Source organism: Hyphococcus sp. (assembly GCF_965267305.1).
GTDB lineage: Bacteria > Pseudomonadota > Alphaproteobacteria > Caulobacterales > Parvularculaceae > Hyphococcus.
Map to the genome: position 1 here is coordinate 114,589 of NZ_OZ253945.1, position 13,298 is coordinate 127,886.

Sequence of the window (13,298 nt, forward strand, 5' to 3'; positions counted from 1 at the left end):
ATGACCATTTCAGTTGGCGACAAAATTCCTGATGTGAAAGTCATGGTGGCGACGGGCGAAGGCCCGCAGGCGGCCCAGACGGCCGAGCTTCTCGGCAAGGGCAAGGTCGCCCTATTCTCCGTACCCGGCGCATTCACGCCGACCTGCTCGGCGAAACACCTTCCCGGCTTCGTCGAGAAGGCCGAAGACTTGAAGGGTAAAGGGGTCGACAAGATCGTCTGCATGTCTGTGAACGACGCGTTTGTCATGGGCGCCTGGGGCAAGAACCAGAACACCGGCGACAAGGTTGTGATGATGGCCGACGGCAATGGCGATTTCGCCCGCGCCCTGGGCCTCACCATGGACGGGAAAGGCTTCGGCATGGGCGAGCGCTCGCAGCGTTTTTCCGCCGTCCTCGAAAACGGCGTTGTCAAACACCTGAATGTCGAAGCGCCGGGCGCGTTTGACGTCTCCAGCGCTGACCATATGCTGGGCCAGCTTTAAGAAACTTTCGCGGCGTCAGACGAAAGTCTGCGCCGCTTTTCTGGCGAGGTCGTCGACGCGTTCGTTTTCGGCATGGCCCGCGTGACCCTTCACCCAACGCCAGTCGATATTGCGTTCGGCGGCGAGCGTGTCGAGCGCTTCCCAAAGGTCCTTGTTTTTGACCGGCTGTTTTGAAGCGTTCTTCCAGCCGTTGCGTTTCCAGCCCTTGATCCAGCTCGTAATGCCGTTCTTCACATACTGGCTGTCGGTGTGAAGGACGATCCTCGCACCTTTCGGCGTTGCTTCGAGCGCGCGGATCGCGGCCAGCATTTCCATGCGATTGTTGGTCGTCTCCGCTTCGCCGCCATCGAGTTCGCGACGTTTTCCGTCTTCGATGATGAGAACGCCCCAGCCGCCGGGCCCCGGATTGCCGAGGCAGGCGCCGTCCGTGTAAATTTCAATCATGAGGTTTCCTGACAGGCGAGGCTTTTAGCTTGCGAGACGGTGCGGGGTGTTGAAGACCACGTCTTCGCGCGCGGTTTCGATGTGGTCGATGCGCAAATTGCGGCGCGCCGCCAGCGCGGTCAAGAACGCCTCTACAAGAGTTTCCGGCGCCGAGGCGCCGGCGCTGAGGCCAATCGTGTTGACCCCGTTCAGCAGGGTCCAGTCGAACCTCTCTGCGTCCTCCAAAAGCAGCGCATCGGCGGCGCCCGCGGCTTTCGCGGTTTCCACAAGCCGAACGGAATTGGACGAGGTCGGCGAGCCGATCACGACGAAAAGATCGCAGGTTTTTGCGGCGGCCTTTACCGCTTCCTGCCGGTTGGAGGTTGCGTAGCAGATGTCTTCCCTGGCGGGGCCGGCGATCTCCGGAAAGCGGGCCTTCAGCGCCGCGATCATGTCTTTGGTTTCATCGACGGAGAGGGTCGTCTGCGTGGAATAGGCGAGGGGGCCCGCAAAGTCCGGCAGCGCAGCGATGTTGTCGAGCGTCTCCACGAGAATGACCGCGCCCTCCGGCGCCTGGCCCATAGAGCCGATCACTTCGGGATGATTGCGATGGCCAATCAGTATGACCTTTCGGCCGGCGCTGACATGGCGGCGGATTTGGGAATGGACCTTGAGAACGAGGGGGCAGGTGGCGTCAATCTTCATAAGCTTGCGCGACGCCGCATCCTCATGAGCGGTTCTCGGGGCGCCATGGGCGGAGAAAACCACCGGCCGGTCTGTCGGCACGCCGCCGAGGTCTTCCACGAAGACCGCGCCCATGGCGGAGAGGCGCGCCACCACATGGGTGTTGTGAACGATCTCGTGGCGCACAAAGACCGGCGCGCCATGAAGGGCGAGGGCCTCTTCGACGGTGCGAATCGCCCGCTCCACGCCGGCGCAAAAGCCCCGGGGCGAGGCGAGCCGGACGGTCAGCGGCGGTTTTTTCGCATTGTCGTTTCTGGGCACTGGGCTCGCCGGTCCTTTATCTGGGGCGCTTCACGTCTTGCTCGCCTCACGCCGCCATTTGGGACATTGCGCCGTCAGCAGCGAGGGGCTACGAGAGGCTGCCCTGCTTAAGGGGCCTCCTTGCGACGGATGTGGGGTTCTCCAAAGGCCGTCTCAAGGCGGATTTGTGTTTTGATATAAGGGTTTTGGCCGATGAACAAACGCTCCGCCGCCGCGCTTTTCGCCGCACTCGCCCCGGCCGTATTCGCCTTGGCGGGGTGCGCCAGCGACGAGGCCCGGGAGCGCCGAGCCGCCCGTGAAGCGAACCCGGCCCCATGCCCGAATATCGTGGTCCTCCAGGACGCTGCGCGCTTCATCGAATTCGAAGGCGAGCAGGCTGCGGAAAACGTCGCCTATTCCGGCGAGATTGTGGACGTCACCTCCACTTGCCGGTATTTCGAGGACGAGCCGATCAAAGCCGGCGTCACCGTCGATCTCGCTTTCGGCAAGGGACCCAAGGGCGCGTCCGGCAAAAAAGCCTTCACCTATTTCGTGGCCGTGACCCGCAAGAACGCTGAAGTCATCGCCAAAAAGGAGTTTCCGGTTGAGGTGAGCTTTGGGGACCAGCCGGTGGAGACAGCCCGCATCGACATTGACGAGGTGGTGATCCCGCGCGCCAACGATACGATTTCCGGCGTCAATTTTGAAATCATTGTCGGATTTTCTGTAACGCCGCAGCAGGCGATCTATAACCGGTCCGGCAAGAGCCTGAAATTTCCCGAACTGCAATGACCTTGAAAGACGAATTGTCGGCGATCGTCGGCGAGGTTTTCGCCGCCGAAGGGCTCGATCATGCGCTGGGCGTGGTGAAACCCGCCGACCGGCCCGATCTTGCGCAGTTCCAGTGCAACGGCGCGCTCGCTGCGGCCAAGGCCGCCAAGAAAAATCCGCGCGAGATCGCCGGCGCCATTGCCGATAAACTGTCGGCGCGTCCGGAGTTTGCAGAAGTCACGGTCGCGGGCCCGGGCTTCATCAATCTCAAGCTCACAAGCGATTTCCTCTCCTCGCGGCTCGATGCGCTGGCGGCGGACCCCCGCTTCGGCGGCTGGACGCATCCGGCGCCGGAAAAAATCGTCATCGATTATGGCGGGCCGAACGTCGCCAAGCCCCTGCATGTGGGCCATTTGCGTGCGGCGATTATCGGCGAGAGCCTGAAGCGCATCATGCGTTTCGCCGGAGACAAGGTGACCGGCGATGTTCATCTTGGCGACTGGGGCCTGCAGATGGGCCAGCTCATTTCCGAGCTGCAATTGCGCCAGCCGGGTCTCGTTTATTTCGACGCAAGCGCCAAAGGGCCGTTTCCAGAAGACCCGCCCATCAGCCTCGCCGATCTGGAGGAAATGTATCCGGCGGCCTCGGCCGCCTGCAAGGCGGATCCCGCCCGTGCCGACATCGCCCGTAAGGCGACCAAGGAGTTGCAGGACGGGCGACCTGGCTACCGCGCTTTGTGGAGGCATTTCGTCGATCTTTCCGTCAACGCCATGAAGCGCGATTACGCCGATCTCGACGTGGAGTTCGATCTCTGGAAGGGGGAGGCGGACGCCGACCCGCTGATCCCGGAGCTCACGGAAGACCTCAAGATGCGCGGCGTCCTCGAAGAGTCCGACGGCGCGCAGATCATCCGGATCGCGCGCGAGGATGACAAGAAAGAGATGCCGCCGATCATCTTCCTCAACTCCGAGGGGGCTGTGGGCTATCACGCGACGGACATCGCCACGATTGTCGACCGCAAGCGCACGCTCGATCCCGACCGCATGCTTTATGTGGTGGATGCGCGCCAGCGCCTGCATTTCGAACAGGTGTTCCGCGCGGTCGACAAGGCCGGCTATTTCGACGAAGCGCGGCTCGAGCATCTCTGGTTCGGGACCATGAACGGCAAGGACGGCAAGCCCTTCAAGACACGCGAGGGCGGCACGCTGAAACTGCGCGATTTCATCGACATGGTGACGACCCGCGCCCGCGAGCGACTTGTGGAAAACGGTTTCGCTGAGGGCTACAGCGCGGCGGAAACGGAGGAGGTGGCGCGCCAGGTGGGCGTCGCGGCCCTGAAATTTGCCGATCTCTCCAATCCGCGCACCAGCGACTACATCTTCGATCTCGACCGCTTCATGGCCTTTGAGGGCAAGACCGGGCCTTATCTGCTCTATGCCAGCGTGCGTGTGCGGTCCGTCGTCGCCAAGGCGAAAGCTGCCGGCGCCGGCGAGGCAGGGCCTGTGAGGCTCGCGGCCCCAGAGGAAACAGATCTCGCCCTGACCCTGCTTGGCTTCGCGGACGCGCTGAAGGACGCTTACGAACGGCGCCTGCCGCATCTTTTATGCGATCATGCGTTCACGCTGGCGCAGGCGTTCTCGAAATTCTACGCAGCCTGCCGGATTGTCGATGAGCCTGACGCCGCCGCAAGGGGCTCGCGGCTCACCCTTGCTTCTGCGGCGGGCGGTCAGCTCGATCTTATACTTTCATTACTGGGCTTTTCTGCGCCCGAGCGGATGTAGCGCGCCATCTGTTGCACTTCGCACACACTTGCGGCCCTATTTTAAAAAATGCTTAGCGGAATATTCCGTGAAGAGATCATAACGCAGCGATAAGCTCGCGTGAATCCACGCAATTTTTTCCACAATCTGGCGCGTTCCTGATTGTCGCCAATAGGTCGCACAAGTTTAAGGAAAACGGGGACTTCCTGTCACATGTTTGTCACCTAAGGTGACTAGGGCCTGTCGAGTATTTTGCACCGCGCAATTGGGGTTGCGGTCAATCAGTTCCAGCTTGGGGAATATATCAACATGAAGCTAATGAAATCGCTCTCCGCCGGCGTGGCGGCGGTCGCCATCACGACCGCATTCGCGACCGTCGTCGCGCCGACGCCGGTCTTGGCGCAGCAAACCGACGCGGGCATTCGCGGCACGGTAATCGGCAATGACGGCTCGCCGCTTTCCGGCGCCGCCGTCTCCATCGTGCATGGCCCGTCCGGCACGGCGTCGTCGGCGACCACCTCCGGCAACGGCACGTTCTTCGAAACCGGCCTGCGCGTCGGCGGCCCTTACACCATTACCGTTACGGCGCCGGGCTATGAGCCGCAGATTGTCGAAGGCGTTTATCTTGAGCCGGGCAGCCCGCAGCGCGTCGTCATCGATTTGCAGCGCGCATCGACCGCTGACACGATCGTTGTTGTCGGCACGCGCAGCGCCACAATTGACCTGAACAACGGCGCGGGCTCCGCTTTCAACGCTCGCGACATCAGCAACCAACCCTCCGTCAGCCGCGACGTCGTCGACACGCTGGTCCGCGATCCGCTTGTCAACCGCGGCGCCGGCGTCGGCGAAATCTCCATCGCAGGCGTCAACCCGCGCTATAACGCGCTGGCGCTCGACGGCGTGCTTCAGGGCGACGATTTCGGCCTGTCTTCCTCGATCTACCCGACGGCGCGTTCGCCGATTTCGCTGGAATCGATTGAATCCGCGTCCGTCGTTGCCTCGAGCTACGACGTCGAATCAAGCGGCTTCCAGGGCGGCCTCATCAACGTCGTCACCAAGTCGGGCACGAACGAGTTCCACGGTTCGGGCTACTGGTTCCGTTCCGGCCAGAACTTCCTTGGCGAACTCTCCGACGGCACGGTCGTTCCGGCGCCGGAATTCAAAGAGCGTGAATGGGGCCTCAGCCTCGGCGGTCCGATCATCAAGGACAAACTGTTCTTCTTTGCGAGCTACGAGAACTTCAAATCCGCGTCTCCGGCGAACTTCGCTGGCGCGGACGAACAGGACGGCATCCTTGACCCGGATGCGTTTTACAGCACGTTGAACGACCGAATTGCTGCGGCCACCGGGTTCGAGCCGGGCGGACGTCCGGGCTCCACATCCCTGCCGAACTCCACAAAGCGGTTCCTCGGTAAGATCGACTGGAACATCACCGACGATCACCGTCTCGAAGCCAGCTACCAGCGCACCCGCGAAACGGGCACGTCGGTTTCTGCGACGAGCTTCACCTCGGCCTGGTATGACACGCCGCAGGATCTCGACACCTATTCCGGCGGCATCTACTCCGACTGGACCGACAATTTCTCGACGGCGCTCCGCGTCGGCTACAAAGACAACGTTCGCGGTCAGGATTGCAACGCGGGCAACGACTTCAGCGAAATCCAGCTTGAGCTAGCGGGCGCCGATGTCGCCATGGATCCGGCCTTTGCAGGCCTTATCGATCCCGTGATCTTCGGCGACCAGGTCTTCATCGCCGGCTGCGACCGTTTCCGTCACGGCAACGAATTCGACGACAACCGTCTGCAGATCTTTGCTTCCGGCACCTATGATTGGCAGGATCACTCGACGACGTTTGGCGGCGAGTATGAAAACTATGAGCTGCGCAATCTGTTCCTGTCCGACTCCAATGGCACGTTCATCTATGAAAGCCTGAACGAGCTTGACACCAACACCGGTGTCGACGTCGCCTATCGCAACGTCATCACCAACAGCAAAGATGACGCCGCTGCGACCTGGGGCTACAGCAAAATGAGCCTCTTCGTTCAGGATGACTGGCAATTGACGCCGAACTTCGCCGTCAACTTTGGCGTCCGGTACGAGCGCTTCTTCCAGAGCGATGAACCGCCGCTGCGGCAGGACTTTGTCGCAGCCTATGGCCGTCCGAACACGGATAATCTGGATGGTGTGGATATCATCCAGCCGCGTTTCGGCTTCAACTATGAGCCGCTTGACCGCACGTCGATCTCCGGCGGTTTTGGTCTCTTCTCTGGCGGCAACCCGCAAGTCTGGGTGTCGAACGCGTTCCAGCCGCAGATTTTTGCGGTCAGCGGAACGTTTGACGGCGTAACGCCTGGCACGATCCCGGCGTCCTTGATCGATGCGGTGGCCGCGTCCGATCCGACCACGCCAACCTTCATCGACACGATTGCGCCGGATTTCAAAATTCCGTCGCAGTGGAAGGGCTCCGTCCGCCTGACCCAGGGCTTCGATCTTGATTTCGGTTCTGTCAATCTTGGTTCTGATTATCAGATCACGGTTCAGTATCTCTACTCCAAGATCAAGGACGACTTTGTCTGGCGGAACATCGCACAAACCGATCTTGGTCTCGCTCAAGGCGTCGCGCCGGACGGGCGTCCGATCTACGCTGATCTGCAGGTCCTCGGCGTTAATAACGCGGTTGAGCTTGGCAATATCAGCGGCGGCCGCAGCCACATCTTCTCCGTCGCGTTGGCGAAGAATTATGATAACGGCTTCAACTTTGATGCGTCCTACGCTTATCAGGATGTCACCAGCGTGACGCCGGGCACGTCCTCTCGGGCCGTCTCCAACTGGCGCTCGCTTGTGACCTTCGACCGGAACAATCCGGAAGTGGGAACGGCGCCATTTGAAACAAAGCACGCGTTTAATATCAATCTTGGCTATGAAAATGCGTTCTTCGGCGACCTGATCACGCGTCTTGACCTGTTCGGTTCGATCCAGTCGGGCGATCCGTTCAGCTACACCTTCAACATTTCGTCGTCGAACTCGCTGTTCGGGCGGGCCGGCAACTTCGAATCGCCGTTTGATAACGACCTGCTTTACATCCCGACCATGTCGGGCGGCATGTCGACTGACGCGGGCGTTGTGTTCGGTTCCGGCTTTGACGGAAACGCCTTCGAAGGCTTTGTGAGCGAGCAAGGCTATGAGCAGGGCGCAATCATCGCCAAAAACGACCGTCGCGGCCAATGGAACCAGCTGTGGAGCTTCCGCTTCCAGCAGGATCTTCCCTTCGCCAATTTCGGCTGGAAGCGTCTTGACCAAAACAACCTGAAGCTTGTCGTCGACATCTTCAACGTCGCGAACCTCATCAACGACAAGTGGGGCACGCGTTACGATGCGCCGGGCTTTGACACCCAAGCCATCGTCACCGCTGACCTCGTCGCTGCGGACGACGTTGCGATGAACGGCATTGACGGCGCAACCGCGTTGACGGGCAACGCTCCGGCGACGACCTGTGTCAATGAAGGGGACTGCCTCTACCGCTTCAACTCCTACGCGGAACAGCCGACCTCGTTCGCGGACCTGGCTGACTCGGTCTACAAGATCCGCGTCGGCGTTCGTCTCGACTTCTAGTTCCCGAAAGGGATATGGTGGGGAAAGGCGGGCTTCGGCCCGCCTTTTTCTTTGCCTGCTAGTCTTCGTTCGGATTGCGAATGAAAAGCCCCACAGCGGCGAGCGTTGCTGCGCCGAGACCGTAGACAATGAACACTGGAGAGAAGCTCCCGAAGATATCGCCCGTCAGGCCTGTGAGCGTCGGTCCCAGCATGGCGAAGGTGGCGAAGAGGTTCATGGCGCCGAGAATGGCGGGCGAGTTTTTCAGCCCGAAATATTCGATGGCGAGAACCGTCGTCGCAAAAAGGATCATGCCGAAGGCGAAGCCTTCAAAAAGCGCGAAGATAATGGCGAGGCTGCTCGTTGACGCGAAAGAAAGCGCGAGCATGCCGATGGCCTCAGCGCCGAGCCCTATAATCAGGAGATGCCGCGCGCGAACCGCTTTCACGGCGACGCCGCCAGCGGCGCGGGCGAAAGCGTTGGACGCAGCGTGGAGGCTCAGCATGGCGCTGGCGAAGCCGGCGGAGAGCCCGAGCCCGGTAAGATGCGTCACCGCCCAGCTCGACACCGAGACGCCGCAGAAATAGGCGGCCATCAGCGCGCCGCCGATGAGATAAAAGGCGGGAGAGCGCAGCGCTTCCTTTAACGTCCATTCCCGCGGCGCCATCTTGTCGGCTTCGGGCGCGGCGGCGTTTGCGTCTTCAGGTGAGGATTTCAGGAACCGGCTGTCGGCGAAAATGATGAGCGCTGCGCTGAGCGCCAGCATCAACGCCATGGCGAGGCGCCAGTATTCACGCCAGTCGCCGCCGCTTTCGATCAGGGCGTGGGCGATCAGAGGGCCGGCGACGCCGCCCGCGCCGCCCGCCGCGAGATAGGCGCCGATCATGAAATTGCGCCGCCGCGCTGAGACCGTCTGTGCAATGACGAAGGTGCTCGGCACGTTAGCGAGGAGAGCGAAGCCGGCGCCAAGGAGCGAAGTCGCCACAAGGTAAGCGTAAAGGCCGTGCGTCGCGGCGAGCATGGCGAAGCCCGCCGCCATGGCGGCGCCGCCCGCTGCGTAATTGCCGCGAAGCCCGAGCCGCTTCAGGCTTTCCGCCGCCACTGGGCTGAAGAGGCCCGTAAACAGCGCAAGCGCCGTGAAGCCGAAGCCGGCTTCGGTCCAGCTCCACTGCAACTCCGCGATCATGGCGGGCAGAACCACGCCCAGCGAGGCGAAGGTCGATGCCGTGATATGAAAGAAGATAAGGCTGAGGACGAGAAACAGGCCCGCCGCCCGCGCTGAAACGAACATGGGGGCTCCTAGAATTTCGCTCTTAGGGTGATAGTGAATTCGCGCCCGCGGCCCGGCAAGACGCCGACTTCCTCATAGACATTCTGCACCGGAATGAAGTGCCGCTTGTCGAAAAGGTTATCGACATTGGCGATGATCGAGAGATTTTCGAATTCGTAAAACAGCGCCGCCTTGGCCAGCACATAGTCGGGCAGCATGATGGCGTTATCGATCTTGCCGCCGGTCTCGCCCACATAAACCGCACCGAGCGATGCGCCGAATGCGCCCAGAGAAGTCTCTGGTCCTGTATACGTCACGAAGCCGGAAGCAAGCCATTCGGGCGAGGTGTTGCGCGCGTAGCCGTCCTGAAGCTCGGCGAGACAGGACGCATTGAGCGCTGCAAAGAGGCCGCCATAACCATTGGCGGGCGCAAGACCGGCGCGGCGCGGCGGAATGACCACAAACTCGCCATTGCCGGAACCGCAGGCGCCCGGCGCGCCGATGCTCGTCTCCTGCCAGGTGACGGCGCCGTTGAGGGAGAAGGCGTCGGACAGAAGATATTTTAATTCCGCCTCGACGCCTTTGGAGGTTTCTTCGTCGAGATTGCCGAACGGATCGGAGCGCTGTCGGGTCTGGCGGTAGATGGCGAGCGATCCTGCGAGATCGCGGCGGGAAATTTTCAGGCCGGCTTCGTAGAGTTTGGAATCAGCCACGAAATTCTGCTGATCGATACGATCGACCTCGATCCCCCCGCCGTCATTGGTTTCGAGCGCGTTGTTCTCCGCATAGGTCGCATAAAATGAAAGCGTATCTGTCGCATCATAGCGCAGGGACAGCTCATAACTCGGCTGGAATTCGCTGTCTTTAAAGCGCACGAAACCCAGCGCCGGGTTGAAGATCGTGTTTCCCGTGTTGATGGATGATGCCGTGAAACGGTCAAGGCGCAAACTCGCAAGAAAGTGCAAGCGTTCGTAAAACGCGATGTCGCTGGCGATGAAAAAAGCGAGATCGGTCGTCTTGGAAGAGAGGTCGGTGTCCCAGCCAATGCCGTTCGGCTCCTGCGAGAACGGATCGTCGAAAATATCGCTTCCCGTAGGCCCGACGGTCAGGTCGCGACGGTCGACGGCGAGATAGCCTGACAGAAAAGTCTGGCGCGTCTCGTTGTCGTAAGAACGGTAGGACGCGCCCACGAGTGCGTCCAGCGTTACCGGACCGGCGCCGACGCCAAATGAATAGCTCCCGCGCAATTCATAAACATCGGCAACATATTCCGCCGCGAAGCCGTAGCTGACATAAAGATCGCTATCCATGGAGTCGTAAAACGCCTGCAGCCGCAGCGTGTCCTCGCCGAGGGTCCATGCCAGATCCGCATAGGCGGTGACGGTTTCCGCATCGGCGATATCTTCGTCGGCGACATAAACAGTGCGCGGAGAAAGGGTCCCTGTTCCTATGCCCTCATCCAGCGCGAATGCGGGTGAGGGGAAAACGCCGAAGTCGACAAGCTGACGAATGTTCGAGGTTCCGAAGAAGGTCCCGACAGCGGCGTCGACTTCGTCAGGCGTCAGCTTGCCGTCGCTGTTGAGATCGGCGAGGTCGGTGTCGCGACCGGTGATGTAGGTTCTGTTGTCGATCAGATCCTGCGTGACGCGGTTCCAGCCGATGGTTTGTTTATAACCGCTGGAGTTGAACCATGCGCCGCCGATCTCCGCTTCGAAGTTGTCGTCGGACAGCGTGAAGGCGGACTGCACGAGCGTGCGCTCCGGCGAGATGCCGCGATAGAAGCTGTCGGAATTTTCGTATTCGGCATGGGCGTAAACGCCTGCGTCGCGGCCGCCGAGATCGAAGGCGAACCCGGCGTCGCCGCGAAGGATGCGCTTGTCATAGGAGCCGAGGGTTCCTTCGATTGCGAGAAGATGACCTTCGGCTTTTACGTCTTTCGCGGTGCGCGCTGTCAATGGCGTGATGTTGAGGAAACCGCCGACGCGCCCGGCGCCGTAGATCGCCGGCGTCGGTCCCTTGACGATCTCAATGCGCTCCGATGCGCCGAGCGGCGTCGGAAAGGTGCCGGGGTTTTCGACACGCTTGAAGCCCTTGAAATAGGTGTCGGCGCGATTGCCCCGCAAGCTCACCGACCCTGGCACGCCGAAGAAACTGCCCGTGAAGGTTCCTGGCGCGAAGGCGGCGAGATCGTCCACGGTCTCAATGGAAAACCGGTCGATCAGCGCATCGGAGATGACGTTCACGGTCCGCGGCGCCTCGGCGTAGGAAAGGTCAAGCCCCATGACCGCGCGGCTCGCGTCGAGTTCAACGAGTTCCAGCGGATCGGCGAAGACAATAATCTCATCCCTGATCGGCGGCTCCGCCGCGTCCTGCGCCCAGGCCGCGCCTGTGGCCATAAAGAGCGAAACAATCAAACTCGTCTTACGCATCGAATCATCCCCTGCGCGAGAGACGCGCAATTCCGGAATCGGGGATGAGGAGGGAAAACGGGCGAAAGCCCGCATCAACGCATATGCGATGCCGCAGGACGGAATCCGCCTGCATGCATGCTCAAAAGGTGGGCGCACCATCTCTCGCGAGGAGAGCGCCATCCTTTCAGCGTCAATCTTCTCTCATCCGGACTGTGACCGTCGGCTCCGGGCTCTCACCGGAATCCTGCTCTGGCGTATGGCTCAAAAGGCCGTTTCGCCTCGGCTCGCGGGCTCGTCGAAGGTACTAATCCTTCGCATTACCGCCGGTGGGGACTTTCACCCCGCCCCGAAGATTTCTATGTCGCGGATCGCTCCGCAGGCGCCTATATAGGGCCAATGCCGCCGGGCGGCAATCTTTTGGAACACTGAGGATAGTCAGGAGACCTATGCTTTCACCGCGCCGCCAGCCCGCCGAATGGGCCCCCCATGAGGCCGTCTGGATCGGCTGGCCCAGCGCCGCCGATCTTTGGGAGGACGATCTGGGCCCTGCGCGCGCGGAGGTTGAGGACTTTATTCGCGCGATCCTGTTTCCGGGCGGAGAGCTGCGCGGCGAGCGCGTGCATCTCGCCGCGCGCGGCGCCGACGCCCTCGCGGCGGCGGAGATCATGCGCGGCCGTTTACCGGAGCCGTCGCTGGTGACGCTTCACGACCTTCCCATTGGCGACATCTGGCTGCGCGACACCGGACCGGTTTTCGTGACGGACGACGGCGGGGCGCCCGCCGCCAGCGCCTTCCGTTTCAACGGCTGGGGCGGAAAATACCAATTGCCCGAGGACGACCGGATCGCGGAGATGATCGCAGCGAAGGCGAATGTGCGTCTGCGCCGGTTCGACGATTTCATCGGCGAGGGCGGCGCGCTCGAGACGGATGGCGAAGGAACGTTCATCACCACCCGTCAGTGCCTGCTCAACAAGAACCGCAATCCCGGCATGAGCGAGAAGGACGTCGAAGCCGTCCTGAAAGCATCGCTCGGCGCCGAAAAGGTGATCTGGCTCGATGAGGGGCTTCTTGGCGATCATACCGACGGCCATGTGGATAATCTCGCTCGTTTCGTCTCGCCCGGCAAAGCAGTCTGCATGCGACCTACAGGAGATGATGATCCGAATGCGGAGGTTCTGGCGGCGATTGAAAAAACGCTCGCCTCCGCGACCGACGCCGCCGGGCGAAAGCTTGAGGTCGTTACCGTACCGTCGCCGGGTCGCGCGGTAGAGGACGGCGAGCCGGTCGCCGCGAGCCACATGAATTTCTATATCGCCAATCACTCGGTCATCATGCCGGTCTATGAAAAGCTGACGGGAGACGCCGAACCGGGACAGGCGGCGGCGGAAATCCTCAGCCGCTTGATCGGCCGGCCTTATTTCTGCGCGGTCGATTCATCCCATATACTGAGCGGCGGCGGGTCCTTCCACTGCATTTCCCAGCAGCAGCCGGCGGTTTGAGAGTTTGGTCGGCGCCGACGAAGCGAGAGGATTTTGCGGCGAGCCGAGCCGGATGGCGGTTCGCGGGCTTGCCAGCTGGGGCGCCGCCCCTCAGGATAGACGCCAA

The 13,298-nt window shown here is 61.3% G+C and carries 9 protein-coding genes and 1 riboswitch; of the genes, 5 read left to right on the plus strand and 4 right to left on the minus strand.

Features of this window, described 5'->3' with window-relative positions:
* Window positions 1–483 (plus strand): peroxiredoxin, encoded by a 483-nt coding sequence (locus tag ACQY5P_RS00555; RefSeq protein WP_428408885.1) that lies wholly within the window; start codon window positions 1–3, stop codon window positions 481–483.
* 15 nt (window positions 484–498) lie between these two features.
* Here the strand turns inward: ACQY5P_RS00555 and rnhA are convergent, their stop codons facing one another.
* On the minus strand, window positions 499–927 hold the full coding sequence (rnhA, locus tag ACQY5P_RS00560; protein ID WP_428408886.1) for a ribonuclease HI: 429 nt from the start codon (window positions 925–927) through the stop codon (window positions 499–501).
* Between the two features lie 24 nt (window positions 928–951).
* On the minus strand, window positions 952–1,911 hold the full coding sequence (gene ispH / locus ACQY5P_RS00565) for a 4-hydroxy-3-methylbut-2-enyl diphosphate reductase (RefSeq protein ID WP_428408887.1): 960 nt from the start codon (window positions 1,909–1,911) through the stop codon (window positions 952–954).
* A 192-nt stretch (window positions 1,912–2,103) separates the two neighbouring features.
* On the opposite strand from ispH, the gene ACQY5P_RS00570 reads away from it, so the two are divergent.
* The 3 genes from ACQY5P_RS00570 (at window position 2,104) to ACQY5P_RS00580 (ending at window position 8,033) form a co-directional block, all read left to right on the plus strand.
* Window positions 2,104–2,682, plus strand: coding sequence for a hypothetical protein (locus ACQY5P_RS00570; RefSeq protein WP_428408888.1), 579 nt, complete (start codon window positions 2,104–2,106; stop codon window positions 2,680–2,682).
* Window positions 2,679–4,442 (plus strand): arginine--tRNA ligase, encoded by a 1,764-nt coding sequence (gene argS, locus ACQY5P_RS00575; RefSeq protein WP_428408889.1) that lies wholly within the window; start codon window positions 2,679–2,681, stop codon window positions 4,440–4,442. Before ACQY5P_RS00570 ends, argS begins: the two co-directional genes overlap by 4 nt.
* Before the next feature lie 288 nt (window positions 4,443–4,730).
* Window positions 4,731–8,033 (plus strand): TonB-dependent receptor, encoded by a 3,303-nt coding sequence (locus tag ACQY5P_RS00580; RefSeq protein ID WP_428408890.1) that lies wholly within the window; start codon window positions 4,731–4,733, stop codon window positions 8,031–8,033.
* A gap of 58 nt (window positions 8,034–8,091) precedes the next feature.
* Here ACQY5P_RS00580 and ACQY5P_RS00585 read toward each other — a convergent pair whose 3' ends face one another.
* Both ACQY5P_RS00585 and ACQY5P_RS00590 read right to left on the minus strand, forming a co-directional pair.
* Complete coding sequence (locus ACQY5P_RS00585) at window positions 8,092–9,303, minus strand: MFS transporter (RefSeq protein WP_428408891.1); 1,212 nt, start codon at window positions 9,301–9,303, stop codon at window positions 8,092–8,094.
* 8 nt (window positions 9,304–9,311) lie between these two features.
* The gene (locus tag ACQY5P_RS00590; RefSeq protein ID WP_428408892.1) at window positions 9,312–11,711 is read right to left on the minus strand and encodes a TonB-dependent siderophore receptor; all 2,400 of its coding nucleotides are present in this window, start codon (window positions 11,709–11,711) and stop codon (window positions 9,312–9,314) included.
* Window positions 11,712–11,882: 171 nt separating this feature from the next.
* A riboswitch (FMN riboswitch) is annotated at window positions 11,883–12,051 on the minus strand.
* Between the two features lie 88 nt (window positions 12,052–12,139).
* Between ACQY5P_RS00590 and ACQY5P_RS00595 the strand changes: the two genes are divergently transcribed.
* A complete protein-coding gene (locus tag ACQY5P_RS00595; protein ID WP_428408893.1) occupies window positions 12,140–13,192 on the plus strand; it encodes an agmatine deiminase family protein in 1,053 nt (350 codons plus the stop codon).
* The last annotated feature ends 106 nt before the right edge of the window (window positions 13,193–13,298 follow it).